Below are 26,947 nucleotides of genomic sequence, written 5' to 3'. Positions count from 1 at the left end.
ATCTTACCTCCTTTAAAAGCAACGATTTAAATCATTGCCTCTTTGCCCATCATTCATCGCTCCCAAAATCTACGGATGGTACCTCTTCTACGCCTTCCTTAATTTCAAAATAATCCTTTTTCTCAAAGCCAAAAATACTTGCAACTATATTACCTGGAAATCTTCTTGCATCATTGTTAAATTGCTGTACGCTTTCATTGTAATCTTTCCTTGCTACAGCTAATCGGTTTTCCGTACCTGCTAACTCATCCATTAAACGAGTAAATTGACTATCTGCTTTTAAGTTCGGATAATTTTCCACTACCACTAACAACCGCGATAATGCAGATGATAAATCATTATTCGCCCCTGCCAATTCTTCAACCGTGTTGGCATTGCCATATTCTGTTCGAGCCTCGGCAATTTGCGTAAAAATGTCCTCCTCATGAGCAGCATAGCCCTTTACTGTATTCACCAAATTTGGGATCAAATCAAACCGACGCTGTAATTGATTATCAACTTGCGCCCAGGAAGCTTCAATTTTTTCTTCCCCCGTTACTAAATTATTGTATTTTGGAATAATCAATAATGCTGCAATACCGACAACCGCAATAATTATAATCACAATGACGAGTGCACTACCTTTTTCATTTTTCATTTCAATAATCCTCCTTCCTATCATTTCCTGAAGTAAAAACGAATAAATTCTTGTCCCTCTGCCACAATAATCATGTACGAAATATTTTATTATGGAGGTTACAATATGTTTACCCAATCATCGCAATCACAAGACAATTCGATGCCACTTTCAATGAATCACGGAGCACATGAATTAATGGATGTGCATGAAGTTTTAAGCACTATGATCGGTGGCTTAAATCAATATGTCCTGTTACGTGACAAAGTAGAAGACAATGAATTACTTACTATTTTGGACCGCCAGTATGCTTTTATGCTTGACGAATATAATATTACGATGGAAGCATATAAAACTGGTCATGATCCAAAACATCCTACTCGTAGTTACAACATGCAAACTGGCAATGATACAACGTATGGAATAAAGCCAGGCCAGCCAAAGAAACCAATGCAAGCGGCTAATGAAATAGATGACGCAGTTATTTCAGGTTTCATGCTTGCATGTCATAAAGCTGGTGCAACAGGGAAAACTGCCGCTGCACTTGAATCAACAAACCCTGTTGTGCGTCGTGTACTACAAGATTCAGTACCTAACTGTATTGAAATGGCCTATGAAATTGCCCTTTACCAAAACAAAAAAGGCTATTATCAAGTTCCTCAATTCTCTCAAGAGGACATGAACATTATGCTCAATATGTATGGGCAAGCACAGCAAGCAAAAAATATGCCTAACTAGCTCAATTATGACTCGTCATAATTGAGCGTTAAATAAAGTATGCTGTTGGCTATATTTTATATACGTCAACAGCATTTTTGATTCCAAACAAAAACTAGTATTATTATGAAAACTCCCCATAATAACACTAGTTTATAAAATTCAACTATTTAACTGCTCATGCAATTTTGAAGAGAAATATTTACGTGTATCAGCCATTTTAATATGCAGTATTCGCTCTTCATTATTTTCAATATTTATAAAGGTAACAAAAGCGCCTTCTAAATCTTCTTTAATACTTTTGAATAAATAGTTTTCAGCAAGTAGCTGATCAATTTGTTGAATTTCTTCTGCTACATATTTATATTCTGACATTGGAGCACCTCGTTTCAATTTTTAATCTGTAGAAACGGTTGTTGGAACAGCAATTGGTTCTGCTTGCACATCAATTTCCCAACTACGTCCAGCTGTAATTCCTAAATAAACTTCATCGCTTGGATTTGTAATTTCAGCTTGAGGGTACTTTTTAAACCACCAGAATTTTGCCAACACATAATATAAAACTGCCCCTACAATGAAGCCTACGAGTGATGAGTATGCTGGCCAAATGTTAGCGATAAGTCCACCAACAATCCAAGCAATAATTCCTGCAAAATTAATTCCTTTATAATACCGGTATTGACCGTTCATTTCATATAAATCTTTTACATTGACTCTTCGTTTTCGAATTAAATAATAATCCGCGAATAAAATACCAACAATCGAAGATAAAATCCCACCAATGATAAGTAAAACGCTATTCAATATGTCAAATAAGCTCCACGGTTGAACAACGGTTCCAACAATCCCGGCAAAAACGACCCCAACCCAGAAAGGTACTTTCGATCCACCAATATTCGAAAAAATTGTCGCCGCAGGTATAACATTGGCAGACGTATTTGTTGACCATTGTGCAAGAACAATCATTGATAATAATACGACTAAGACTAACCCACCAGCTGCTTGCTGTAGCGCGTTAACTGGGTCTCCAGAGCCTGTAGCCATATAACAAACAGCACCAATGACAATCATTAATGTATTAAATACGGGTTGCACAACAAGAGAGCCTAACAATTGGGTTTTATTACGTTTAAACCAATTGCGCTCATATTTCGGTGCTTTAAAGTGCCGAGAAAGTGTGGGCATATCAGCAGCTAACGTGGCCCAGAACCCCATGATTGCAGTAGCAATAACCATAAATGCGGTAAACTGTTCAAATCCTGTTTGTGGCGCTTCTACCCATGACCATACTGCTTTCCCTTGTTCCTGCGCTTCAGCTGATAATTGTAAGTACATCCAAATCGAGATGAAGATAATGATTGGTGCGGCAAAGTCTGCAAAACGCTCGATTGATTTAATACCTAACGATACATTCAATAATTGTAATACTGCAAAGACGATGAAGCATATGAACCAGTTGTCAAAACCAAACATTATATTTAAGATTCCATTGATTGCTGCGGACCCAAAATACGTATTAATACCGAACCAACAGGATGCTGTAAAAGCACGAGCAAACGACGGTAAATGTGTTCCAATCGTACCGAATGGGGCACGCATATAAACTGGAAAAGACAATCCATGCTCTACACCAATATCACCGATAATCACCATAAAGATCCCAATTAATATAGACCCTACTAAAGTGGCAAGTATTAACATCGGCATACTTAAATTTATGATGCCACCTGCACCAATTGCGAAGGCCGCTAATACAATGGCCATTCCTACCCAAATTACAGCAAAACCGAACATACCAATATTGCGGTTTTCATAAGTAATAGGAAGTAAATCCACAGACTTCAAATAATTATTTTCCGATTTATTTGATTTTGACATGGCTACACCTCATCTCTTTAGATTTTGTAAAGCGAATTAACGGACAACATTTGAACTACTTGCACTAAATTGCGTAATTAACGTTTGTCTTTCGTTCCATGTCATTGGTGGCTGTGTATGTGGCAATTCCTTCATCGTAATTGCCCCTTCCGCTGGACAGACAATCGAGCATAAATTACAGCCTACACAGTCCTCTTCACGAACTTTTAACATCGGGCGCCCATTTTCTGAATATAAATCGATACATTGATGAGACGTATCTTCGCAAGCGATATGACACTTATTACAATTAATACAAATGTCATTATTAATTTCTGCGACAACCTTATAATTTAAATCTAAATCACCCCAATCAGAATATTTTGGAACAGTTTTCCCAACAAGATCCATTACTGAAGCTAATCCTTTTTCATCTAAATAATTATTTAAACCATCAATCATATCTTCAACAATGCTGAATCCATGATGCATAGCAGCTGTACAAATTTGCACACTCGAAGAACCCATTAATATAAATTCCGCAGCATCTTGCCAATTTGAAATGCCTCCGATCCCTGAAATCGGTACGTTAATGAATGGATTTCTTGCACATTCCCCAACCATATTAAGCGCAATCGGTTTAACCGCTGGACCGCAATATCCACCATGGGCACCTTTATTACCAACGTGCGGAATTGTGTTCCATGAATTTAAATCAACACCCGCTAAGCTATTAATCGTATTAATCATACTAATAGCATCTGCACCACCACGAACTGCCGCTTCTGCAGTCACTGTAATATCCGTAATGTTAGGTGTCAACTTAACAATGACAGGTACTTCTGCATATTCTTTTGCCCAATAAGTTTGCTTTTCAACCAATTCTGGTACTTGCCCTGAAGCTGCACCCATTCCGCGTTCTGCCATCCCGTGAGGACAGCCAAAGTTCAACTCAAAGCCATCTACACCTACATCTTGAACTTTCTTTACGATTTCATGCCACTTCTCTGCTTTTGGCTCAACCATTAATGAAGCAATGATTGCATGATTCGGAAACCTTTTCTTCGTTTCGTAAATTTCTTTTAAATTTACTTCTAATGGACGGTCCGTAATTAACTCAATGTTGTTAAAGCCCGCTACTTTTTGCCCATTAAAGCCTACCGCTGCAAAACGTGAGGAAACATTCAATATTGGATCTCCCAACGTTTTCCAAACAGCTCCTCCCCATCCGGCCTCAAATGCACGTTGAACTTGATAGCCCGAGTTTGTAGGTGGTGCCGATGCTAGCCAAAATGGATTTGGTGACTTTATACCAGCAAAATTTATATTTAAATCTGCCATTTGAAATCCCCCTATGCACTTTCTGAATTTGCATGTAGCTCATTGTGAATTGCGTAGGCACAATCTTTCCCTTGTTGTGCCGCGGATACTACTGTTGCTTCACCGTATCCATTTCCATAAATCACATCACCGCAAGCATAAATTTTCGTATTTGATGTTTTTAAATTATCCGAGTCAACATCAATGACACCACGTGTATTCGCTAAGCCTAAATGTTCGATTAGCTCGTAATGCTTTGATTGACCAATTGCTCGAATAACTGCATCTGTTTCAATTAAAAATTCAGAACCAGGAATTTCCGATAAAGCGCCTTTTCCATTTTCAGCAACAGTTAATTGCATTTTCACGCATTCTAAACCAATTACTTTGCCATTTTCGTCACCTAGTATTTTTTTTGGGAGTGATAACCATCTAAACTCTACACCATCTTGCTTGGCAAATTCGAATTCAAAATCATATGCTGTCATTTCTTTTGATGTTCGACGATAAACGATTTGTACTTGCTCTGCTCCTAAACGGATCGAGCATGTTGCAGCATCAATTGCCGTATTCCCCGCCCCAATGACAACAACTTTCTTACCGAGTACTTTATCCGTGAATTCAGCTTTCGATTCCTTAACGAAATCAATTGCATCATATACACCTTCTAATTGTTCGCCCTCAACACCGAGCATTGGCACTTTCCCCATCCCAACCGCTACAATAATGCGATCATAGTTGGCAAGTAGCTCATCAACGAGAACATCTTCCCCAATTTTTGTGCTCGTTTTTATTTCAACACCTAAGTTTTTTACTTGTTGCACTTCCCATTCCACAACGTCTTGTGGTAAACGGAACGAAACAATTCCATAGTAATTTAACCCCCCTGCCTTTTCATCTGCCTCGTAAATCGTCACCCCATAACCCAATAATGCTAATTCACGCGCTGCGGATAAACCAGCAGGACCACTACCGATAATGGCAATTTTCTTACCATTAAACGGCTTTGGCGTAAATAATTGAACATTAGATGCACGTAGCCAATCTGTTGCATAGCGTTGTAAATGACCTATTTGAATTGGCTTTTCCTCACTATTTAAAACACATGCTCCCTCACAAAGTTCAATAGTAGGACATACACGCGCACAGCTTGCACCAACTGGATTGGACTCCATAATGACACGAGCAGAGCCCTTCATATTATTCGAAGCAATTTTCTTTATAAAGCTTGGAATATTAATACTTGTTGGACACGCTTGAATACATGGTGCGTCATAGCAATATAAACAGCGATTTGCTTCGACAGTGGCTGTATATGTTGTTAATCCCCCAAACATTTCTTCAAAGTTTTTTGCTAAATCCGTACTCATTTTAATAACAACCCTCTCTCCAGTGCGATTTGTTATTACTTTTTTAGTAGATTTAAACGTTATGAAGTTACTTTACTTGTATTCTTTACTTCGCGGCGAATATACTTTCCGCTTCCTAGACTACCTACGAATTCTTTCTCTTTAATAACATAGTCTCCACGTACTAACACACTAATTGGTTCTCCTGTAACTTCCAAACCTTCAAATGCGTTATAGTCTACATTCATATGATGGGTTTTCGCGGATATTGTTCGTTTTACAGAAGGATCAAATAAAACAATATCTGCATCTGAACCGACCGCAATCGTCCCCTTTTGTGGAAATAACCCAAAAATCTTAGCAGACTGAGTAGAGATCATATCAACGAACTCATTTACTGAAATACGCCCTTTTTCTACCCCTTCTGAATATAAAACAGAGAAGCGATCCTCGATAAACGGACCTCCATTTGGAATCTTCGAGAAGTCATCTTTTCCTAATGATTTTTTGCCATTGAAACTGAATGAGCATTGATCTGAGCCAATTGTTTGTAGTTGCTTTGCCTTCAGTGCATTCCATAATACTTCTTGGTGTTCGATTGGGCGTAATGGTGGAGACCAAACATATTTTGCACCTTCAAAATCTGGTTTTTCTAATGCCGTTTGGTCTAATACTAAATACGGGGGACAAGTTTCACCTAAAACATTGTAGCCTTTATTGCGGGCTGAAATAATTTCATCCACTGCTTCTTTACATGTGACATGGACAACATACAATTGAGCACCAGCCAAATTAGCCAGTTCAATGGCACGCTTTGTAGCTTCTCCTTCAACTTCTGGGGGACGAGTTAATGCATGATAGATTGGTGCAGTATTACCTTTTGCTTTTGCTTCTTCGACGAGTTCATCGATGACAGAACCGTTTTCACAGTGCACCATCACTGTTGCACCAAGCTCTTTTCCTACTTTAAATGCTTGGAATAATGTACGGTCAGATGCTTGGAATTCCTTTGCATATGCTAAAAATACTTTAATGGAGCTGATACCACCCTTTTCTAGTGCCTCGGGTAATTCTTTTAGCCGTTGCTCATTCAAATCGCCAATCATTAAGTGGAAGCCGTAGTCGATAACAGCCTTGTTTTTCGATTTACTATGCCATGTGTCGATCGCATCCATTAACGTTGGAGATCCAGCACTAATCACGAAGTCAATAATTGTAGTCGTACCACCAAATGCTGCTGCAATCGTTCCAGACTCCCAATCATCATCTGTCACCGTATTATTAAATGGCATATCTAGGTGGGTATGTGGATCAATGCCTCCAGGGAATATAAGCTTACCTGTTGCATCAATAATCTCCGCATCTACATCTTGAATACTGGATGCAATTTGCTTTATAATGCCATCTTCAATTAGCACATCTGCTTCATACGTATCTGCAGATGTGACAATTGTTCCTCCAGTTATTAACTTCTTCATACATTTCCCTCCTGAATGTTAAAATTATTTATCAAAAATTCTTGGTAGAATTGATAAAACAAATCACAATACAGAAAATTCAGACTGTTTATAAGCCACTTGTTCTATTCAGTTAGCTATTTTAGAAGAACATGACATATCGAGTAAAAGCTATTATACAAACTAGAAAATTAGTATATTACTTCTTTTAAAATATGTTATAAATTCTCACATCATTACCTGTTTGTAAAAAAATACACGATAGAAATAGCATTTTACAAGTGTTTCCAGAAAATTTTGCGTAGTTTTTATATAATCGTAATTCTACTAAATGAGTACTTCGTATTTAATAGACAGATAGTAATGTGTTGCATCGAAATGTTGGACATTAAGTAAATAAGGAGCTCGTTCATTATTACTAATCTATAATGTAATAACAAAGCAAGCTCCATCTCTATCTATTTAATTATTGCTAGGGAATGCAAAAGTAGACTCGGTTTTTTCTGTCACTTCAGGCCAACGCTCTGATACCGTCTTCGTTTTCGTAAAGAACCGCGCTTGATCGGGTCCAAACATATGACCTTCACCAAAACGAGAACCTTTGAAGCCAGCAAAGTTGTGGTAACCAACTGGAATTGGAATTGGCACATTTACGCCTACCATTCCTACGTCAATTTCCGTTGTAAATTTTCGCGCTGCAGCACCATCATTTGTAAATATCGTTACACCATTTGCTAATTCTTGCGCGTTAATTAAATCAATGGCTTCGGTTAAAGTGTCAACCCGAACTACATTTCGTGCCGGTCCAAAAACCTCTTGCTGGAAAATATCCATGTCTCGTGTTATGTGATCTAACAATGTAGGTCCTAAAAAGTAGCCGTCCGATTCTTTTACGATATTTAATGTACGCCCATCGTTCACTATGGTTGCACCTTGTTGTTCTGCAAGCTCAATCGCCTTTACTATACTCTCTTTAGATTCTTTCGAGATTACTGGCCCGAAATCTGTCCCTTCTTCTTTGTAGCTGCCAACTTTTAGCTTATTAATCTTATCCTTTAAAATCGCTACTAATTTCTCGGCTGTCTCTTCGCCAACTGGCATAATAGTGGAAATTGCCATGCAGCGTTGGGAAGCCGCGCCATAAGCTGCTCCCATAAACGCGTTCGCTACTTGCTCCAAATCTGCATCTGGCATTACGACCATATTATTTTTTCCACCACCAAGCGCTGTTACGCGCTTGCCATGTTTCGCGCCTGTTTCGTAAATATACTTAGCTACTGGAGTAGAGCCGACGAAGGAAATTGCCTGTACCGCTTTATTTTCAAGCAATTCATTTACCGCCTCTTTACTACCATTCACTACCGTCCAAATGCCATCTGGCAAGCCGGCCTTTTTCCACAGTTCACTTACATACAAAGATGTCATCGGCACTTTTTCAGAAGCCTTTAAAATAACTGCATTTCCAACCGCCACAGCCATCGATGTTTGGGCCAGCGGGACCATGATTGGGAAGTTAAAAGGGGAGATGGCGGCGACAACCCCTAGCGGATATTTCGCTGAGTAGGCATTAATTTGGCCCCCAACGTTGACCGAGTATTCTCCCTTCACTAAATGAGGGGCACCGATCGCCAAATCAACAGACTCTAATCCTCTTGTTATTTCACCTCGAGCATCTTCTAATGTTTTTCCACTTTCAGTACAAATAATATTTAGTAACTCATCCATATTTTCTGTCAGCAAATTTCTAAAGCGCATGATAACCTCTGCCCGTTTAGCAACAGAAATATCTCGCCAAGCTGGGAAAGCAACTTTTGCTGCTTCAATCGCTTCTCGTGTTTCCTCTGCTGTTGCAAGAGGTACTTCTGCAATCACTTCGCCCGTGGATGGATTATATACATTTGCATAATTACCGCTTTTCCCTTCTACTAACTGCCCATTAATAAAATGCGATAATTTTTTTACAGATACAGCCTCTGTCATATTTTCTAGATTCCTCCCTCTACTTAATACTACTTACCGCTTCGATGAATGTATCTACAATAAAATTCTTTTCTTCTAGCGTTATGGAAAGTGGTGGAGATAGCGTTAATACATTATTGAAGTTTGCCACTGTCACGCCGTTTTTCCCTATAATTAATCCCTTTTCCTTGCAATAAGCAATGACCGCGTTCACTTTCGTAATATCTAGCGGGCTTTTCGTCTCTTTATTCTCTACTAGTTCAATACCGATTAATAACCCTTTACCACGGATATTTCCTACAAATGGATGATCTGATAAACCTTCTTTTAAATCGTCCATAAGCTGTTCGCCAAGTAAAGCGGATTGCTCAAATAAATTTTCTCTCTCCATAATTTCAATATTTTTTAGCGCTACTGCACACGCTACAGGCGAGCCACCAAACGTATTAACGTGACGTAAAAACTCGTAATCACCGTTACTTGTAAATTGCTCATATATTTCGCGGCGTACTGCAGTTGCGGATAGGGGCATGTAGGCACTCGTTAATCCTTTTGCCATCGTCACGATATCTGGCTTAATCCCATAGTTTTGGAAGCCAAATGCTTTGCCCGTTCGCCCGAAGCCACATATTACTTCATCTACAATGAGCAACGTACCGTGCTTTTCACATACTTCTTGAACACCCTTCAAATATGCATCATTTGGAACGATTACACCGCCACCGGTAATGATCGGCTCCATAATTACGGCAGCCACGGTTTCTGGCATTTCCCAAGTAATCGTTTGGTCAATCGTTTTTACACTCGGTAATGTTGTTGGATCGCCACTTTCCATTTCCTCAGGATTTCGATATTGGTCTGGTGGCGCAACATGTAGGAATCCAGGTGCAAGTGGCTCATATTTATATTTGCGTTGTGCTTGACCTGTTGCAGCAAGAGAACCCATTGTATTGCCATGATAAGAGCGATAACGAGAGATAATTTTATAGCGGTTCGTTTCCCCTTTTTGCTGATAATATTGACGAACGATTTTAAAAGCTACCTCATTCGCTTCAGAACCACTGTTTGAATAGAACACGACATATTCATCACCTAGTAATTCACTTATTTTTTGACTTAATAAAATGGAAGGCGTGTGACCATAGGATAATGGCGTATAGGAATTTTTCAGTATTTGTTCGTAGGCTACTTCCGCAATTTCTTTACGGCCGTACCCAATATTTGTACACCATAGACCTGCCATGGCGTCTAAGTATTTATTTCCATCAATATCTGTCAACCAAGCACCCTCTGCCTGTTCAACGATAAAGGTTGCATCTGGGTTATAAGGCTTCATCGAATGCCATACATGCTTTTCGTCATTTGCTTTCCAGTTATAATCCACTGACTGGCTCATGAACATCCCTCCTAATTTTACGAACTTACTTTTATTTTCGCTTATTGGAAGGATTAGGGCATTATACATTGTGTAAAATAAATGATTCTATCTATTTCACATTAAGGTCATTTTTTTATGTTACAACAAAATTATGTCTCGTCATTAAAAGCATAATTTCCAGGCATAAACGATTTTCATATTCCATGAAATCACTGCCTATAATTTGCTCGATTTTTTCTAGACGATGATAAAGTGTTTGACGAACAATGAATAGTTTTTCGGCTGTTTCTTTTTTCAAACCATTGCATTGTAAATACATATTTAATGTTTGAATTAAATTACTGTTATGTTTCTGATCATAGAAACTTAATTTTTCTATTTTTTCCTTTGCCATTTGCATTAGAATTGTATTTGTTTGTAGTACCTTTACCATATGATAAAGTGTCAACTCATCATAAAAATATGATAGATTCATATTCTTCATACGAATTTGCAAAGAATCCTGAGCGGTTTGAAAGCTTTCTTTTAGCTCATTGTAGTGGTACACATACTTTCCTACCGCAATTAATGTATCCAGTCGATACTGATTAATAATTTCATTCATTGCTCGTTTCATTCGTTCTTTATACGTGCTTTCTTGCCCTAAATCACTCAAGATAAAAATTAAACATTGTGATTGCTCTACAATAAATGTGTAAAAGCCTTCCTTTTGTAGAGATTGGCGAAGATTTATTTTATAATTCGTTAAGTCTTTTTTAATATTCCTTCTTTTCAACTGATGGATCATAACCATCCAGCCATTGTGCTTTAAATTACAATCAATTTCCTCTATAAAAAACAGCATTTCTTCATTGCTATTTTGCCCATCCAACCATTTCTCAAAAAATTTGCGGTTTTCACTTTCAAGTTTTTCTTCTATATATAAATCTCTTAACACAAATTGAGATAATGTGACGACTGTTCGATCTAAAATTAAACTGTCTAAATCTGTAATTTCCTTTTTCTCTGAATAAATATATATTGTTCCGTACACTTGATCGAATAAATTCAGCTCATTACTTACCCAATACTTACTATTCAGCCCTTTTATATAATCTTTTGAATTTTCAATCTTTTTATCAGGTATCGATAGACTTGTCCCTTTATTTATTTCAAAAAAAACATTAACATTCAGGTACTTTTGCATATACTGCAAAATTTTCACCTTGTCATTTACTTTTAAAACATGCTTATTAATTTTTTGGGAGTAATCTTCTAGTTGTTTTAAAACATCGTATTGTTGATGGATGATACCTGTGTGCAAGTCTTGGGTAATTTCGACGAAAGGCACGATTTCTTCAAATACTATAATCGGAAAATCCAATTGATTTGCTAAGTTAATGACTCGTTCTGGAATGACTTCAATGTACATACCTAACTCTACACACAGTCCAGCCACTTCCAGATTGCTAAGCTGCTTCACAAATTGAAGAAATCCCTGTTCATTATCTTTTAAAACAACTCCTGTCGTTAGGATTAACTCATTGCCCTTTATTAACTGCTTTACATCGGTTACTTCCATTATATGAATCCATTTAATCACATGGCTTAATCCAGCATTCCCTGCCACTACTTTTGCAGATTCGAAATGCTTCCGATTTAACACTTCTTGAACGGTTAACATAAGCAATCCCTCTCCCTCAAATTTACAGACTGTCTATACAATTATTGTATCATTTTACAATAAGTATATATAAATATGTTTTATTTCAGTGATAAAGTAGAAATGAAGACTGACTTTAAAAGGAGGTTTCACAATGTTACTAACGAATCGTGAACGACTAAAAAAGAATATTGAGTTATTTAGTCAAATTGGTGCAACTGACAATAATGGAGTTACTCGCTTAAGCCTTTCGAATGAAGACATAATTGCTCGCGACAAGTTAAAAGCAATTTGCGAGCAGCGAGGATTGATTGTAACGGTTGATGATATGGGTACAATGTATGCTACACTTCCTGGGAAGGACAATCATTTACCTATTGTAATGGGTTCACATTTAGATTCAGTTATAAAAGGCGGACGCTTTGACGGCGTGTTAGGTGTATTAACAGCTTTAGAAGCAGTAGAAACAATAATTGATGCGAATGTTGAACTAGACCATCCTTTAACGATTGTAAACTTTACAAATGAAGAAGGCGCACGCTTTGAGCCTTCATTAATGGCTTCGGGTGTAATTTCTGGAAAGTTTGATAAGGCAAAAATGTTAGCCTCCTCCGACATTAAAGGCATCACATTTGAAGAAGCTTTAGAAAAGAGTGGTTATAAAGGCGAAGAAACAAATCGTTTAACTGAAGCCCATGCGTACTTAGAACTTCATATTGAACAAGGACCAGTTCTTGAGTATTACGATAAAGAAATTGGTATTGTTGAAGGTGTTCTTGGCATGGTATGCTATGACATTACATTAACGGGTGAATCCAATCATGCAGGGACGACCCCGATTTCAATGCGTAAAGATAGTATGTTTGCTGCGATGAATATTATTTCCATTTTGCAAAATAAATTAAAACAAATGCCCGATGATCTCGTTTATACAATAGGACGCATCAACGCCTATCCAAATATTCACACGGTCATTCCAAGCAATGTGACATTTTCATTTGAAACTCGCCACCAAGATCCAGCCATTATCGAGCAAGTAGAACAAATCATTTTTGACTTACCAAAAGAAATTGAACATTGTCAGCTTAGCTATACAAAGCTATGGGAGCGAGACACTGTAAATTTTGCTCCAGAAGTTATAAGCGCAGTAGTGGCAAGTGCCGATGAGCTTGGCTACTCGAGTCATCAAATGTTTAGTGGCGCTGGCCATGATGCCCAATTTATCGCACAATATATACCTTCCACAATGATTTTCGTACCAAGTGCAAAAGGCTATAGTCATCGTGAAGATGAATATACATCCTATGAACAATGTTCCAAAGGTGCTGATGTCCTTGTGAACGCTGTGCTAAAGGTCGCTACAAGTTCCATTTCAGAAGTGAACTCCGCTAGTGTTAAATAAATATCGAGTCAACGAAGGCGTGTCTGGGTCAAAACAAAAATACAATTTTTTGAACTGACCTAGTCATTTGAGACACACATAAAACACCTAATTAAGCTACTTGCTTTCCATATTCAAGGGGAGTTAAGTAGCCTAATTTTTCTTGTATACGTTCTTGATTATACTCGCACATGTATGCTGCTACACGTAATTTCGTTTCTTCGTTTGTTAGTGAATGAACTTTCACACGTAAAAATGCTTCGCTTTTGATATGTGAATGAAATGACTCAATCACCGCATTATCCCAACAGTTTCCTCGTCGTGACATACTTGCTCGACAATTCATTTCCTCTAAAAAATTTTGATAGGCATACGATGTATACACACTTCCTTGGTCTGAATGGACAAGGATTCCTTTTGGATAATTTCTTTCTTCTAAAGCCGCCTTTAACACATCCATCACAAGTGGTGTTTGTTGATGGTCATATAATTTATATGCGACAATCTCATTGTTAAACAAATCTAAAATCGTTGCCAAATACATCGTTGTAGAACCATATTGAATGTACGTTATATCTGTTACCCACTTTTCATTGGGTGCCGTAGCTGTAAAACAGCGTGCTAATAAATTAGGGGCAATGATTTCTGGCCCTTGGTCTATTTTAAATTTTCGTTTCTTTTTCACCCGACATTGTAGGTTGTGCTTTTGCATCAGCTTTTGTACCGTATTGCGATTCAATTGATAACCATATTCTTTTTGAAGTAAATATCTTATCTTACGATGACCGTAACGATATTTCGTTTTTTTACATAGCTCAATCAGTACTGTTTCAATGGCTGAAAATCCTCGGATTCCTTCTTTCATCCAACGATAATAGGTTGCACGAGGAATCCCTAGCACCTTTAAAATACATGTGACTGTATATTTCTTACGCAGATTCTCCACAGTTTGTAAAATTACTTGCCGTTCAACTCCTTTTTGATGGTCAAAAACTTTTTTAGGATTTCATTTTCCATTTCTAGATGCATCATTTTGCGGTCTTTCATTTCTTGTTCGCTTTTCTTTCCCTTCAGGCCCTTGTCCATAACTGTACTGCTTGCCTACAGGTTGATCGAATCGGTAAAGTTCATTATTTTTGTACCACCGCATCCATGTATTAATTTGAGAGCGATGTTTAATGTTATATTTCGCCAAAATTTCTTTTGTCGTTAATTTACCTGCTAATTTATCTTTTATAACCGACCATTTAATATCTGAAGAATAACTTACTCTTGTCATAGAAAAAACACCTCCAAAATGATTAAGCATGTATTACATACATACCCATTTTAGTGGTGTTTTATGTTGTCTTATAAAATTAGGTTAGTCCTTTTCTCTACGGAGAAAAATTGTATTTTTTAATGCGCGTAAATTGGTTTCCGTTATTCAAATCTTGCAAAATACAAAAGCTTTCTACTTATCTCCCAGTCTCTAAACTACTTTAATCGATTTTTTGACCTGTTATTTCTTCCAATTTACCGTTTTCTTTAATTTTTGCTAAACCTTCGTTTAAAAGATCAAGTAATTCTTTGTTCCCTTTTTTCACCATGAAGCCGTAGTATTCTTTTTCAAAGTCATCTGATTCGATTGCTTTTAAACCAGAGTTTGGGTTGTTTTTTAAGTATTCTAATACTACTGCGTTGTCACCAATAGCGGCTGCTGTTGTGCCATTAATAACTTCTTGGAAAGCTATTGGCTGGTTTTCATAGGCTAAAATACTTGAGCTTGTAACACCTTGTAATTTTTTAGCTGCTTCGTGACCAGTCGTATTAATTTGAACTGAAATCTTTTTGTCTTTTAGTTCATCTAATGTAGCGATTTTTGAATCTTCTTTCACAACAATCATTAATGATGCTTCATAATATGGATCTGTGAAATCATATGTTTCTTTACGCTCTTCCGTAATTGTAATTCCTGAAGCCCCTAAATCTAATTCTTTATTTGTAATTTGCTGGAACACTGGCTCCCAGCCTACGTTTTTAAATTCCACCTCTGCACCGATTTCTTCACCGATTGCATTCATAATATCAACGTCGATCCCTACAATTTCACCTTTATCGTTCATCGATTCAAACGGTGCGAACGTTGCTTCCGTACCTACTAATAATTTTGTATACCCATTTTCTCCTTCAGCGCCTGATGAGCTATCATCAGATGTGCCACATGCTGCAAGTACAATCGATAATACTAGTACAAACATCATCATAAGTGCATTGTTTTTTTTCATTGTTTTATGTCCTCCCTTGATTGAATTGTACTTAATTATATTAATTGGATAAAAAATACACAATAATATTTTTAAATATTCCGAAATTTTTATATGTAAGGAAATTAATACGTTTACATCATTTTGTATATAAGAAACTGCCTCACGTTCGATGATTGTAAGGCAGTTTAAAATTTATAGTACTTTCCCTAAAAAAGCTTTTGTTCGCTCATTTTGTGGGTTTCCAAACACGTCATCAGGACGCCCTTGTTCGACGATGTAACCACCATCCATAAATAACACACGATCCCCTACTTCACGGGCAAAGCCCATTTCATGTGTAACGACAACCATCGTCATCCCTTCTTTTGCAAGGTTTTTCATTACATCTAAAACCTCTTTAACCATTTCTGGGTCAAGTGCTGACGTCGGCTCATCAAATAACATTATTTTTGGCTTCATTGCTAATGCGCGTGCAATGGCAACTCGTTGCTGCTGACCACCGGATAATTGCTGTGGGTAGTTGTCCGCTTTAGCACTCAGACCTACTTTATCAAGAAGCTCTAAAGCAAGCTTTTCTGCATCTGCTTTATTCAATTTACGAATTTGCATCGGTGCCATTGTTATGTTATCAATGACTGACATATGTGGAAATAGATTAAATTGTTGGAATACCATACCGACCTCTGTACGAATGTCATTAATATTCGTTTTCGGATCATTAATTTTGACACCTTCAATATAAATCGCTCCAGCTGTTACTTCTTCAAGTAAATTCATGCAACGCAAGAATGTACTTTTTCCAGAGCCAGATGGACCAATCACACACACTACTTCTTTTTCATGAATTTCATAGTCAATTCCTTTTAACACTTCGAGCTTGCCAAAATGCTTGTGTAAATTTTCTACTTTAATCATTTATGCGCGCTCCTTTTTCTTTCTAGGGTTGTAATTGATGTCAACTCGCTTTTCAATAAATGCGATCAGCTTCGTAACAAGATACGTTAACATTAAATATAAGAACGCTGCGAATAAATACGGCTCCCAGAAACGCTGATACGTACCAGCTACTACTTTACTTACATACAAGATTTCAGCACCTGCAATAACCGTAACTAAAGAAGAATCTTTTAACAATGCGATAAATTCATTTCCTAATGGCGGAATCATACGGCGAAATGCTTGTGGTAAAATAACTTTACGCATCGCTTGAGAGTGCGTTAAACCAAGTGAACGTGCTGCCTCCATCTGCCCTTTATCTATAGACTGGATTCCTGCACGGAAAATTTCTGCGTTATATGCTGCACTATTTAATATTAACCCGACAATACCTGATACCCACCAACCGAGTCCTTGACCAAAGATTGTTGGAATAACCGCTAAGTGAATTAATAATAATTGTACAAGCATTGGCGTACCACGAAATACGTCTACATAAATTTTAGCTGGCCAGTAAATCCATTTTTTTGTTGAAACTTGGCCTAATCCTAAAAATAGACCTAAAATCACACCACCAATATAACCACATGCTGTCAAAATAATTGTTGCTAATAAGCCTTTTGCATATAGTTCACGGTAGTTCCAGATAATATCCCAACGGAAAAAATCAAAAATTTCCATCTGAAACCCTCCAATTGTTTAGAGCCCTTCTAAGCGGACTAAATTTCCACATAAAATTTGAACGACATTACTCGATTTCTGTACCTGTAATTTCAGCAAGCTTACCGTTTTCTTTAATTTTTTTTAAGCCTTCATTTAAAAGCTCTAGTAATTCCTTATTTCCCTTTTGCACCATAAAGCCGAAGTAATCTACTTCAAATGAATCATCTTCAATAGCTTTTAAGCCTGAATCTGGATTATTTTTTAAGTAATCAAGTACAACTGCATTATCACCAATCGCTGCTTCTGCAGAGCCATTCATTACTTCTTGAATCGCGACTGCAAAGTTTTCATAGGCTAAAATTTTTGAGCTAGCTACACCTTGTAGCTCTTGTGCTGCAATATGACCTGTCGTGTTAATCTGTGCAGCAATTTTTTTATCTTTTAACTGTTCGTAGGATTCAATCTTCGAATCTTCCTTCGTAACAATTAATAAAGTTGCTTCATAATATGGATCAGTGAAATCATAGCTTTCTTTTCGTTCATCGGTAATTGTAATCGCCGCTGCACCTAAATCTAGCTCCCCTGTTGTTACTTGACTAAATGTTGACTCCCAACCGACATTTTTAATTTCTGTTTCGATACCCATTTCTTCACCGATTGCCGCTAAAATATCGGCATCTAATCCAACAACATTTCCTTTATCATCTAAATATTCAAACGGTGCATAAGTTGCCTCTGTACCAGCTGATATTTTTGTATACTCTTTGCCTTCACCTGTATTTGATGAATTATCATCTGCACCACAAGCGGTTAAAATCATTGATGCTGTTGCAAATGGTAGCATCCATTTAAACAGTTTATGTTTGTTCATTATTAAATCCTCCTAGTTGTAAAAATATTTATGCATGATTAATAACTTTTTCTATTATATTAATTCCACAATTAATATACAACATTAAATTTTTAAAAAATTGATTATTATTGCAGTTTAATGAATTTTTATAAACAAATAGAGAAGTTTCTAACACACATATAAATATTTATTCATTGATGAATGTATTTAAGGTTTCATTGAAACACAAAAAAACACAACACATTGAACTTGTGTTGTGCTTACTCACTAATTTTTTGTTATAAGAAATGAATTTGGGATAAAAAGAAACGGTACAGTGATTCTTTTTACCCCTATAAAACTTCACTTCCCATTGTAGACAATAGGCTGCTAAGCTATCTCTACAATTGGTATTAAAAAGTATATTAAAACAGTAAAATGGTGCCCATAAAAGGACATATATAAAATATGTTTCGTTTTGTAATAAGAGATTTTTACTTCTTATAGACAAAATTACAACATTTATAAATGTACTAATTATAGAACTATTTTTCAAGTATTATTTTTAAAATTTGATTGTTTTTTATAGGGAATTTTTTTTTCCGTAGTTTAAATTAGAAATGAATGGGAAATTTATAAAAAGAAGTGTTAATAAACACCTTTTTCACGTTTTAAAAACACATTTAGTTATACAATTACTTTGCATCTAACCGGGAATACGATGCGCTTGTAAATTCACTTCATTTAGCGATATTTATCGGTTTAATTAACTTAGAGTTAAAATCAACAATTGGAACATATAAGCATACTAAAGTTGTATGAACACGCAATACATCATTCATATAAAAGGGATATCTCATCAATATGAAAAGACACCTCAAACCCTATTTTAGGTATTTAAAGTGTCTAAACTTGTTCTAAAAATAACATGACGCCCTCGGAGGGAATCGAACCCCCAGTGGAAGAACCGGAATCTTCAGTGTTATCCATTACACCACGAGGACATATTATAATTTATTAAGGGCGCTGCAAAAACATGCGAAAAGTCATTTTACAAATGAAATAGTCGACTTTCCCATTATACAAAGGGAATGCGTAGTTTTCAATCATAAAAATCAGACTTTATATTTGACCATCATTGACTAATATGTGTATGATAGGTTTACAGCTGAATGTCTTACCAATTTCAGCATAAGTATACGAATAAAGCCTTTAACAGAAGGAGGATTTTTTAATGAACTTAATTCCTACAGTTATTGAACAAACAAATCGCGGTGAACGTGCGTATGACATTTATTCACGTTTATTAAAAGACCGTATCATTTTATTAGGAAGCGCGATTGACGACAACGTAGCAAACTCAATCGTAGCACAGCTTTTATTTTTAGAAGCTGAAGATCCAGATAAGGATATTCACCTATACATCAACTCTCCAGGTGGTTCAATTACATCTGGTATGGCAATTTACGATACAATGAATTTCATCAAACCTGATGTATCAACAATTTGTATCGGTATGGCTGCTTCAATGGGTGCTTTCTTATTATCTGCTGGTGCTAAAGGGAAGCGTATCGCATTACCAAACGCAGAAGTAATGATTCACCAACCACTTGGTGGCGCACAAGGTCAAGCAACCGAAATCGAAATTGCAGCTCGTCGCATTTTATTCTTACGTGAAAAATTAAACCGTATCATGGCTGAGAACACTGGTCAAGATTACGAAACATTAGCACGTGACACAGATCGTGATAATTTCATGACAGCTGAGCAAGCAAAAGAATATGGTTTAATTGACAAAATTTTCGAACGTAATCAATTAAACAAATAATTCCTTAATATTAAAAATGAGTAATTTTGAAGTTAAATCAAAATTACTCATTTTTTTGCTTTCATTTTGTTGTTAATGTTTAATTTTCTTTTTCAATTAACGCTTGTAATGCATTAATTGCTTTTTCCTCATCATGACCATCTGCGCTTAGGGTTACAATTGTACCTTTAGCTACTGCCAGGCTCATAATCCCCATAATTGATTTCGCATTTACCTTTTTCGCTTCCTTTTGTAAAAAAACATCCGATTTATATCGATTTGCTTCCTGTACAAAAAGTGCAGCCTGTCTTGCTTGTAAACCTGATTTCAGCTTTACTTCAACTTTTTTTTCGACCATTTGAAAAACTCCCTTTCAAAACCGTTCATCGCTATATACTTCATCTTATCTAAATTATTCGAAAAGAACAATAATAGAATACGCGATTGATGAAATCGCTATCAAATTTTTCCGCGCATTCACGGGTTATTAAAACTTCCAAGGATGGAGTCTTTATTTAATAACGTGCTCACCACGACGAATTGCTTCCGCGATTTCATCGATTTTCCGTAGGCGGTGATTAACACCTGATTTACTTACAACACCCGTCGAAACCATTTCGCCTAATTCCTTTAATGTAACATCTTGATATTCTACTCGTAATCTTGCAATCTCACGTAACTTTTCAGGTAGTTGATCTAAACCGATTGCATTATCAATATAGCGAATGTTTTCAACTTGTCGTAACGCAGCACCAATCGTTTTGTTTAAATTCGCTGTTTCACAGTTAACGATTCGGTTTACACTGTTACGCATATCGCGCACAATACGAACGTCCTCAAATTTCAGCATCGCTTGTGTAGCACCAACTAAATTAAGAAAATCTGATATTTTTTCTGCTTCCTTTAAATAAGTTACATATCCTTTTTTTCGTTCAATTGTCTTCGCATTTAAGTCATAATGATTCATTAAGTTAGCAAGTGCTTCTCCGTGCTCCTTATATAAAGAATACACTTCTAAATGATATGATGATGTTTCAGGATTATTGACTGATCCACCTGCTAAAAATGCGCCACGTAAATATGCGCGTCGTTGATTGTTTTTAGGAATAATTGCTTCTGAAATTGTATGATTAAACTCAAATGAATTTGAGACAATTTCTAAGTCTGCTAATATTTCTCTTGCGCCTTCACGTACACGGCAAATATATACATTATTCTTTTTCAGACGCATCTTTTTTCGAACGAGTAATTCTACATTGTAGGGATATAGTTTTTTAACTATTGTGTAAAGACGCCTTGCAATTGCGGCATTTTCAGTTTGAACATCTAAGCTTAGTTGACGATTCGTAAAGCTTAATGAACCATTCATTCGAATAAGGGCGGACACCTCAGCCTTTAAACTATTGTCATCCGCTTCGACTTGCGTGAGCTCTTTTTTTGTTTCAGATGCAAATGACATATATGTTCCCCCTTCTTTAGCAAACTATGTAAGTATTAGCTTACTATTTCAACGTGTTGTTTAGTTTTTTTGTAGCGAATACTCACAAAGCCAATCTGCTAAATTTTTTGCATCATGACGGACAACGCCATTTTGAATAATCGCAATTTCTTTTTTTATTATTTTTATGCCCATTTGTTCAATTTTTTCTATATCAAATTGAACAGGCTCTGCATTTTCTTGACGGTAATTTTTATAAATAGTCGAAGGAATATCTTTTTCGTTTATTATAATAGATTCAATAAATGGCACTCCTACATGTGTATGAATCGCTTCGATATGCTGAGATGTCGTATAATTTAGCGTTTCTCCGAGTTGTGTCATTAAATTGGAAATATATATTTTTTCACCTTTTGCTCGAACAACAGCTTGACCGATTCCTTTAACAAGTAAATTCGGAATGATGCTCGTATATAAACTTCCCGGACCAATTAATATATAGTCTGCCAATTCAATTGCATGAATGGCAGCTGGTAATGGCTTCACATTGTCAGGCTCTAAATAAACTCGTTGGATAGGTGCTTGACCAGAAGGAATTTTAGATTCTCCTGTAATGACCGATCCATCTGTCAGTTCCGCATGCAACGTTACTTTTTTATTGGCAGCTGGGACGACTTTTCCATGAACATTTAATACTTTACTCATCTCAGCTATTGCATGATTAAAATCACCTGTAATTTCGGTAAGCGCTGTGAGCATTAAGTTTCCTAACGAGTGACCACCTAAATCATTGGATTGTGAAAATCGAAACTGGAACATTTGCTCCACTAATGGCTCCACATCAGAAAGTGCGGCAATTACATTTCGTACATCTCCTGGTGGAGGAATATCGTAATCATCACGCAAACGACCAGATGAGCCTCCGTCATCTGCCACCGTTACAATTGCTGTTATGTCGAAAGGATGTTGCTTTAAACCGCGTAAAACTGTCGATAGCCCAGTACCTCCTCCGATTACAACAATACGTGTCCTCTTTTTTTTCATTACATCAATCCTTTCTATGATTGATATCTCGATGAGAGATGACAACTTGCTCCGTGTTACCTAATAGCTTGCCGAAATATTCAGCTAATGTAACCGAGCGATGTTGCCCTCCTGTACAGCCAAATGCAATTACTAATTGGGATTTCCCTTCATTGCGGTAATGCGGAATCATAAACGTAAACAAATCCGTTAGTTTTGCAATTAATTGCTGTGTTTCATCTGTAGCTAATACGTAGGATGACACTTCCGTTTGTAAACCTGTTTTATGACGTAAATCCTCGACATAATATGGATTTTTTAAGAAACGTACGTCAAATACTAAATCTGCATCAATAGGAATGCCGTGTTTAAAGCCGAATGACATCACATTAATTGAAAATGTTGGACTATTCAAGTTCGTGAATTCTTTTGTAATGCGTTCACGTAATTCTCGTGGCTTTAGCTGGGATGTATTGACTACTGTTTTGGCGCGTCCTTTTAACTCAGAAAGTAATTGACGCTCAAGTTTAATTCCTTCTAGAGGTAATCCTTGTGGCGCAAGTGGATGCGAGCGGCGCGATTCTTTGTATCTTCGCACTAATGTTGCGTCATCAGAATCTAAAAATAAAATACGTGGTAAAATTTCTTCTTCTTCTAATAATGCATCAAGAGATTCGATTAATGAATCAAAAAACTCCCTACCACGTAAATCCATAACAACGGCAATGCGAGTAATTTTCTTCTCTGAATCTTTCATCAATGCTAAAAAGGTCGTCAGTAATTCAGGTGGCAAATTATCAACGCAGTAATACCCTAAATCTTCAAAGCTTTGAACAGCAACGGTCTTTCCTGCTCCTGACATTCCCGTAATAATAACTAACTCATGTGTATAGCTCGGACTATCCACGTATGTTCATCTCCTCTATTATTGTTCGGTCGTATGTTGGATTCTTTCGCTCAGTAGCTCAAAATCCTCTGTATATTCAAATGTACCATATTGCATCCCTTTATTTAATGCAGCAAATAATAAATTTGTTCGGTCTCCTGCCGCCATTGGCAAGTCCTTTAATGTTTCGATAGAATGCCAAGCAAGCTTACCTTCTCTTGTCTCATCAAATGGAATGCCCTCAACATCATGTGCAATAAATGTATACAGCATCCATTCGTCTACTATTCTTTCACCGTTTTTAATGATCATTGTATAGGTGCCTTTTAAATGAATATCTTTCGGTGTTAAATTTGTTTCTTCTTGGAATTCGCGTATGGCCGATTCATAAATTGATTCCCCAAGCTCCATTTTACCTCCTGGCGCTACAAACCAGCCTCTTCTCGGTTTTTGGAGCAATAACACTTTTCCGTCCTTAATAGCTAATAAATTTGTAATACGTTGCATTAATAACACCTCAGTTCTTTCCTTTAATCTTCTATATATTATACCTTGTATATGGCAACTCGTAAAAGAACACGAGCTCCCAAAAATTAACTTTTTTCAATAAAAAGAGGTTGCCTTTGCGTAGTTACGCAATAAGCAACCTAAGACTAATTAGAATATAAGGGGGTTAAAACAATTACATGTATATTGTACCCTTATTTTGTAACATTTTGATTACATTCATGTTAAAGAATTATATAAAGTTTATGCGTGTGCAATCTTCTCTTTTAATTCTTCGATAAAATGTTGTGCAGATTGTGCTGCGATACTGCCATCACCAGTTGCTGTAACGATTTGACGAAGCATTTTCTCACGTACATCACCTGCTGCGTAAATACCTGGAACAGCTGTCTCCATTTTTTCATTTGTCACGATGTAACCTGCTTCGTTTAAAATGTTTAACGGAGCAAATGGTGCAGTTAATGGAAGCATACCTACGTAAACGAATACGCCATCTGTATTAACTTCCGTTTCAGTACCGTCCAAAGTTGATGATAATGTCACCTTACCAACTTTACCATCTACTTCATGTATTTCTTTTACTGTTGAATTCCAAATGAAATCGATTTTTTCATTTGCAAATGCACGATCTTGAAGGATTTTTTGAGCTCGTAATTTATCACGACGGTGCACAATTGTTACTTTATCTGCAAAGCGAGTTAAATACACACCTTCTTCAACCGCTGAGTCACCGCCACCGATAACGATTAAGTTCTTTTGCTTGAAGAATGCTCCATCACAAACCGCACAATAACTAACTCCACGACCACCAAGCTCCGTTTCACCTGGAATACCTAATTTTTTATATTCTGCACCTGTAGTGATGATAATTGTACGTGTTTTGTATTGTTTTTTACCTGAAATTATCGTTTTGTATTCTTCGCCGTCAATAATTTCTGAAACGTCACCGTATGCATATTCAGCACCGAATTTTTTGGCATGCTCAAACATTTTTGATGATAACTCAGGCCCTAAAATTGTATCGAATCCTGGGTAATTTTCTACTGCTTCTGTACTTGCCATTTGACCACCAGGAATACCACGTTCGATCATTAATGTTGATAAATTTGCGCGAGATGTATAAACAGCTGCAGTCATCCCTGCTGGGCCTGCACCGATTATTACGACATCATAAATTTTTTCTTCTGACATAAGAATCCTCCTCTAACTACAAGTTCTAATGCTAATCCTATAAGATAGCCACTAGAAATACAACTTTACTGCTTATTCCTCATCGATTGGAACGAAATCATATAATTCATCATTATATTTTGTTAACGTCGAAACAGAGATAGCATATTTTTGTGCCATCGCTTTTTTTGTTACTTTATTATTTAACGCTGTATGGAATGAGTATTCAATCGCGGCTGCTAAAGCTTGGATATTTTTAAAGAGATAGCCTTGCTTATAAGCAATTTCCCCTAATGTAAACCAAGTACTTAATATTTGGGCAACTTCAAGTGTAATTGACCCATTTACCTTTACAATTTGCTCTGCCACTTGCATAAAGTTTAAGAAAATCTTTTCTTCATCTGCTGCTTCATTAAAATCATAATCGAGTGCATACGCCAAACTTAATTTTTCAAGCTGGGAGAAACTCGATATATCTAATAACGTAGGATGAGCCACAATTTCTTGTTTATGTGCAGATTTTTTTAGTAAAAACAATCCAAATAATCGGCTTGAATCATTGTCATCGGATAATTGGCGAATGATAAAATCTCGATTGTTTTCTGCTGAATTTCGAAGCTTTGTCGCATCACCATTTACCCAAGGTTCAAGACCTTCCTTTGATGGATCAAGTTTCAAAAGCGTCTTCCACATATCCTGTGCAAAAACCTCGTGTCCTGAAAAATACGCAGATTGGGCTAACCAAAAATAAAAGCCCGCATCTCCTTCGTAGCCTTTTTTATGCATCGATCGTAACCATTTATAGGCGTGGTCATATTCGCCAACTAAGGCAAATGTTGCTCCTAATTTATAACGGTTATCCCATTCGTATGGCTGAATTTTTTTCAAGAGCTCTAGTAACTCTGGTAAATCTTCTACATTTTTTTCATAGTAGGCAAAAACCGTTAAATTACATAGAGCATGTAAGTTCCCTTTATTTCTTCGTAATACTTCGTGTAATAACGCTCTCGCTTGCTCTACTTCGCCTACATAAAAATACGCAAGTGCTAAGTTATTATGGGCATTCCAAAGGTCAGGGAATTCCTCAATTGTTTCTTCTAGCACTTCAATAGCTGCCTGAAAGTCCCCTTGTTCCATTAATCGTCTAGCTTTTTCTTGTGAAACCATTTTTGCAGCATCGTGTTCATCAACCTCTTCAATATCATCCGCTACGTAATCAACAAATTCTAATATTTCAGTAGCATCCTCAAGATATGAGCCATCAGGTTCCATCTCTAAATATTTTTCGGCATACTTTTGTGCATCATGAATATGCCCAATACATCCAGAAACTTCTGCAAGCATAAAGACAATTTCCGCTTCATTTGGCTCTAAACTATACGCAGTATGGATTAATTCATATGCATGATCATAGTTTTGAAGCTCCATTTCCAGTATGCCATACTGAAGTAACACATGGGCGTCATCTGGACTTAAGTCTGCTGCACGTTTTATATATTTATAAGCTTTGTCCATCTCATCCCGGTCAATCGCTTTTAATGCTTTATTATAATAATAATCACCATTTGGTACAAACGACACAATATTTGTTGCTTTAGCTTTTAAACGTTTATTTTCCAATCAAATTCCTCCGAAACTAGAAAGCAATTTCCGTTCGTTTTCTTTTCTATTTTTAAAGATTAACTTCCAATTTATATACATTATTGTTCAATAATAATAGTTTTTATGCAAAGAAATAAGGAACGAACTAATGTCGTTCC

General features: G+C 36.7%; 25 protein-coding genes and 1 tRNA gene. 3 read left to right on the top strand and 23 right to left on the bottom strand.

Going from position 1 to position 26,947, the window contains the following annotated elements; genetic code table 11:
* Positions 1-49 precede the first annotated feature (49 nt).
* Positions 50-637: a LemA family protein gene (locus MKZ17_RS03580; protein WP_340722426.1), complete on the bottom strand. Its 588-nt coding sequence runs from the start codon at positions 635-637 to the stop codon at positions 50-52.
* Between the two features lie 105 nt (positions 638-742).
* Between MKZ17_RS03580 and MKZ17_RS03575 the strand changes: the two genes are divergently transcribed.
* On the top strand, positions 743-1,354 hold the full coding sequence (locus MKZ17_RS03575; protein WP_340722425.1) for a spore coat protein: 612 nt from the start codon (positions 743-745) through the stop codon (positions 1,352-1,354).
* A 141-nt stretch (positions 1,355-1,495) separates the two neighbouring features.
* Here MKZ17_RS03575 and MKZ17_RS03570 read toward each other — a convergent pair whose 3' ends face one another.
* From MKZ17_RS03570 to MKZ17_RS03535, 8 genes are all read right to left on the bottom strand, one after another.
* Positions 1,496-1,708 carry a hypothetical protein gene (locus tag MKZ17_RS03570; RefSeq protein WP_340722424.1) on the bottom strand — a complete coding sequence of 71 codons (213 nt, stop codon included), beginning with the start codon at positions 1,706-1,708 and terminating at the stop codon, positions 1,496-1,498.
* Positions 1,709-1,729: 21 nt separating this feature from the next.
* The gene (locus MKZ17_RS03565; RefSeq protein ID WP_340722423.1) at positions 1,730-3,211 is read right to left on the bottom strand and encodes an NCS1 family transporter; all 1,482 of its coding nucleotides are present in this window, start codon (positions 3,209-3,211) and stop codon (positions 1,730-1,732) included.
* Between the two features lie 36 nt (positions 3,212-3,247).
* Positions 3,248-4,531, bottom strand: coding sequence for an NAD-dependent dihydropyrimidine dehydrogenase subunit PreA (gene preA / locus MKZ17_RS03560; RefSeq protein WP_340722422.1), 1,284 nt, complete (start codon positions 4,529-4,531; stop codon positions 3,248-3,250).
* An 11-nt stretch (positions 4,532-4,542) separates the two neighbouring features.
* Complete coding sequence (locus MKZ17_RS03555; RefSeq protein WP_340722421.1) at positions 4,543-5,880, bottom strand: NAD(P)-dependent oxidoreductase; 1,338 nt, start codon at positions 5,878-5,880, stop codon at positions 4,543-4,545.
* A 59-nt stretch (positions 5,881-5,939) separates the two neighbouring features.
* Positions 5,940-7,337: a dihydropyrimidinase gene (gene hydA / locus MKZ17_RS03550; protein ID WP_340722420.1), complete on the bottom strand. Its 1,398-nt coding sequence runs from the start codon at positions 7,335-7,337 to the stop codon at positions 5,940-5,942.
* A gap of 441 nt (positions 7,338-7,778) precedes the next feature.
* A complete protein-coding gene (locus tag MKZ17_RS03545; protein WP_340722419.1) occupies positions 7,779-9,296 on the bottom strand; it encodes a CoA-acylating methylmalonate-semialdehyde dehydrogenase in 1,518 nt (505 codons plus the stop codon).
* Between the two features lie 19 nt (positions 9,297-9,315).
* The gene (locus MKZ17_RS03540) at positions 9,316-10,671 is read right to left on the bottom strand and encodes an aspartate aminotransferase family protein (protein ID WP_340722418.1); all 1,356 of its coding nucleotides are present in this window, start codon (positions 10,669-10,671) and stop codon (positions 9,316-9,318) included.
* 115 nt (positions 10,672-10,786) lie between these two features.
* Positions 10,787-12,316: a PucR family transcriptional regulator gene (locus MKZ17_RS03535; protein ID WP_340722417.1), complete on the bottom strand. Its 1,530-nt coding sequence runs from the start codon at positions 12,314-12,316 to the stop codon at positions 10,787-10,789.
* A gap of 133 nt (positions 12,317-12,449) precedes the next feature.
* Here MKZ17_RS03535 and MKZ17_RS03530 point away from each other — a divergent pair, with 133 nt between their 5' ends.
* Positions 12,450-13,697, top strand: coding sequence for a Zn-dependent hydrolase (locus MKZ17_RS03530; protein ID WP_340722416.1), 1,248 nt, complete (start codon positions 12,450-12,452; stop codon positions 13,695-13,697).
* Between the two features lie 91 nt (positions 13,698-13,788).
* Here MKZ17_RS03530 and MKZ17_RS03525 read toward each other — a convergent pair whose 3' ends face one another.
* The 7 genes from MKZ17_RS03525 to MKZ17_RS03495 all read right to left on the bottom strand — a co-directional run bounded on the left by MKZ17_RS03525 (position 13,789) and on the right by MKZ17_RS03495 (position 19,360).
* Positions 13,789-14,634: an IS3 family transposase gene (locus MKZ17_RS03525; protein WP_340725494.1), complete on the bottom strand. Its 846-nt coding sequence runs from the start codon at positions 14,632-14,634 to the stop codon at positions 13,789-13,791.
* A gap of 48 nt (positions 14,635-14,682) precedes the next feature.
* Positions 14,683-14,955 (bottom strand): hypothetical protein, encoded by a 273-nt coding sequence (locus MKZ17_RS03520; RefSeq protein WP_340722415.1) that lies wholly within the window; start codon positions 14,953-14,955, stop codon positions 14,683-14,685.
* Positions 14,956-15,157: 202 nt separating this feature from the next.
* Entirely contained in the window at positions 15,158-15,943 is a 786-nt protein-coding gene (locus tag MKZ17_RS03515) for a basic amino acid ABC transporter substrate-binding protein (protein WP_340722414.1), read from the bottom strand.
* A 174-nt stretch (positions 15,944-16,117) separates the two neighbouring features.
* Positions 16,118-16,840: an amino acid ABC transporter ATP-binding protein gene (locus MKZ17_RS03510; RefSeq protein WP_340722413.1), complete on the bottom strand. Its 723-nt coding sequence runs from the start codon at positions 16,838-16,840 to the stop codon at positions 16,118-16,120.
* Positions 16,841-17,542 (bottom strand): amino acid ABC transporter permease, encoded by a 702-nt coding sequence (locus MKZ17_RS03505; protein WP_340722412.1) that lies wholly within the window; start codon positions 17,540-17,542, stop codon positions 16,841-16,843. It lies immediately after the preceding gene.
* 67 nt (positions 17,543-17,609) lie between these two features.
* Complete coding sequence (locus MKZ17_RS03500; RefSeq protein WP_340722411.1) at positions 17,610-18,395, bottom strand: basic amino acid ABC transporter substrate-binding protein; 786 nt, start codon at positions 18,393-18,395, stop codon at positions 17,610-17,612.
* Between the two features lie 893 nt (positions 18,396-19,288).
* Positions 19,289-19,360: transfer RNA gene (locus MKZ17_RS03495), tRNA-Arg, on the bottom strand.
* Between the two features lie 230 nt (positions 19,361-19,590).
* Between MKZ17_RS03495 and clpP the strand changes: the two genes are divergently transcribed.
* Positions 19,591-20,184 (top strand): ATP-dependent Clp endopeptidase proteolytic subunit ClpP, encoded by a 594-nt coding sequence (gene clpP, locus MKZ17_RS03490; protein ID WP_340722410.1) that lies wholly within the window; start codon positions 19,591-19,593, stop codon positions 20,182-20,184.
* A gap of 79 nt (positions 20,185-20,263) precedes the next feature.
* On the opposite strand, the gene MKZ17_RS03485 is transcribed toward clpP, so the two are convergent.
* The 7 genes from MKZ17_RS03485 to MKZ17_RS03455 all read right to left on the bottom strand — a co-directional run bounded on the left by MKZ17_RS03485 (position 20,264) and on the right by MKZ17_RS03455 (position 26,807).
* Positions 20,264-20,521: an HPr family phosphocarrier protein gene (locus MKZ17_RS03485; protein WP_340722409.1), complete on the bottom strand. Its 258-nt coding sequence runs from the start codon at positions 20,519-20,521 to the stop codon at positions 20,264-20,266.
* 153 nt (positions 20,522-20,674) lie between these two features.
* A complete protein-coding gene (gene whiA / locus MKZ17_RS03480; protein WP_340722408.1) occupies positions 20,675-21,622 on the bottom strand; it encodes a DNA-binding protein WhiA in 948 nt (315 codons plus the stop codon).
* 60 nt (positions 21,623-21,682) lie between these two features.
* A complete protein-coding gene (locus tag MKZ17_RS03475; protein WP_340722407.1) occupies positions 21,683-22,645 on the bottom strand; it encodes a gluconeogenesis factor YvcK family protein in 963 nt (320 codons plus the stop codon).
* Positions 22,646-22,649: 4 nt separating this feature from the next.
* Positions 22,650-23,531 (bottom strand): RNase adapter RapZ, encoded by an 882-nt coding sequence (gene rapZ, locus MKZ17_RS03470; RefSeq protein ID WP_340722406.1) that lies wholly within the window; start codon positions 23,529-23,531, stop codon positions 22,650-22,652.
* Positions 23,532-23,549: 18 nt separating this feature from the next.
* Positions 23,550-24,017 carry an 8-oxo-dGTP diphosphatase gene (locus MKZ17_RS03465; protein WP_340722405.1) on the bottom strand — a complete coding sequence of 156 codons (468 nt, stop codon included), beginning with the start codon at positions 24,015-24,017 and terminating at the stop codon, positions 23,550-23,552.
* Between the two features lie 243 nt (positions 24,018-24,260).
* The gene (gene trxB / locus MKZ17_RS03460) at positions 24,261-25,208 is read right to left on the bottom strand and encodes a thioredoxin-disulfide reductase (protein WP_340722404.1); all 948 of its coding nucleotides are present in this window, start codon (positions 25,206-25,208) and stop codon (positions 24,261-24,263) included.
* A gap of 72 nt (positions 25,209-25,280) precedes the next feature.
* Complete coding sequence (locus tag MKZ17_RS03455; RefSeq protein ID WP_340722403.1) at positions 25,281-26,807, bottom strand: tetratricopeptide repeat protein; 1,527 nt, start codon at positions 26,805-26,807, stop codon at positions 25,281-25,283.
* Between the last annotated feature and the right edge of the window lie 140 nt (positions 26,808-26,947).

Source organism: Solibacillus sp. FSL R7-0682, assembly GCF_038005985.1.
GTDB lineage: Bacteria > Bacillota > Bacilli > Bacillales_A > Planococcaceae > Solibacillus.
The sequence above is the reverse complement of the archived record's forward strand: the minus strand, read 5'-3'. Positions and strand labels throughout refer to the sequence as shown.

What these genes read in the sequence shown, in the direction of transcription:
- MKZ17_RS03465 (WP_340722405.1), bottom strand. Translation starts at nt 24,017, where the DNA reads ATGCAACGTATTACAAATTTATTAGCTATTAAGGACGGAAAAGTGTTA.
- MKZ17_RS03500 (WP_340722411.1), bottom strand. Translation starts at nt 18,395, where the DNA reads ATGAACAAACATAAACTGTTTAAATGGATGCTACCATTTGCAACAGCA.
- preA (WP_340722422.1), bottom strand. Translation starts at nt 4,531, where the DNA reads ATGGCAGATTTAAATATAAATTTTGCTGGTATAAAGTCACCAAATCCA.
- MKZ17_RS03510 (WP_340722413.1), bottom strand. Translation starts at nt 16,840, where the DNA reads ATGATTAAAGTAGAAAATTTACACAAGCATTTTGGCAAGCTCGAAGTG.
- trxB (WP_340722404.1), bottom strand. Translation starts at nt 25,208, where the DNA reads ATGTCAGAAGAAAAAATTTATGATGTCGTAATAATCGGTGCAGGCCCA.
- MKZ17_RS03485 (WP_340722409.1), bottom strand. Translation starts at nt 20,521, where the DNA reads ATGGTCGAAAAAAAAGTTGAAGTAAAGCTGAAATCAGGTTTACAAGCA.
- MKZ17_RS03540 (WP_340722418.1), bottom strand. Translation starts at nt 10,671, where the DNA reads ATGAGCCAGTCAGTGGATTATAACTGGAAAGCAAATGACGAAAAGCAT.
- MKZ17_RS03520 (WP_340722415.1), bottom strand. Translation starts at nt 14,955, where the DNA reads ATGACAAGAGTAAGTTATTCTTCAGATATTAAATGGTCGGTTATAAAA.
- MKZ17_RS03505 (WP_340722412.1), bottom strand. Translation starts at nt 17,542, where the DNA reads ATGGAAATTTTTGATTTTTTCCGTTGGGATATTATCTGGAACTACCGT.
- MKZ17_RS03580 (WP_340722426.1), bottom strand. Translation starts at nt 637, where the DNA reads ATGAAAAATGAAAAAGGTAGTGCACTCGTCATTGTGATTATAATTATT.
- MKZ17_RS03545 (WP_340722419.1), bottom strand. Translation starts at nt 9,296, where the DNA reads ATGACAGAGGCTGTATCTGTAAAAAAATTATCGCATTTTATTAATGGG.
- MKZ17_RS03530 (WP_340722416.1), top strand. Translation starts at nt 12,450, where the DNA reads ATGTTACTAACGAATCGTGAACGACTAAAAAAGAATATTGAGTTATTT.
- MKZ17_RS03570 (WP_340722424.1), bottom strand. Translation starts at nt 1,708, where the DNA reads ATGTCAGAATATAAATATGTAGCAGAAGAAATTCAACAAATTGATCAG.
- whiA (WP_340722408.1), bottom strand. Translation starts at nt 21,622, where the DNA reads ATGTCATTTGCATCTGAAACAAAAAAAGAGCTCACGCAAGTCGAAGCG.
- MKZ17_RS03535 (WP_340722417.1), bottom strand. Translation starts at nt 12,316, where the DNA reads ATGTTAACCGTTCAAGAAGTGTTAAATCGGAAGCATTTCGAATCTGCA.
- hydA (WP_340722420.1), bottom strand. Translation starts at nt 7,337, where the DNA reads ATGAAGAAGTTAATAACTGGAGGAACAATTGTCACATCTGCAGATACG.
- MKZ17_RS03555 (WP_340722421.1), bottom strand. Translation starts at nt 5,880, where the DNA reads ATGAGTACGGATTTAGCAAAAAACTTTGAAGAAATGTTTGGGGGATTA.
- MKZ17_RS03515 (WP_340722414.1), bottom strand. Translation starts at nt 15,943, where the DNA reads ATGAAAAAAAACAATGCACTTATGATGATGTTTGTACTAGTATTATCG.
- MKZ17_RS03575 (WP_340722425.1), top strand. Translation starts at nt 743, where the DNA reads ATGTTTACCCAATCATCGCAATCACAAGACAATTCGATGCCACTTTCA.
- clpP (WP_340722410.1), top strand. Translation starts at nt 19,591, where the DNA reads ATGAACTTAATTCCTACAGTTATTGAACAAACAAATCGCGGTGAACGT.
- MKZ17_RS03565 (WP_340722423.1), bottom strand. Translation starts at nt 3,211, where the DNA reads ATGTCAAAATCAAATAAATCGGAAAATAATTATTTGAAGTCTGTGGAT.
- MKZ17_RS03475 (WP_340722407.1), bottom strand. Translation starts at nt 22,645, where the DNA reads ATGAAAAAAAAGAGGACACGTATTGTTGTAATCGGAGGAGGTACTGGG.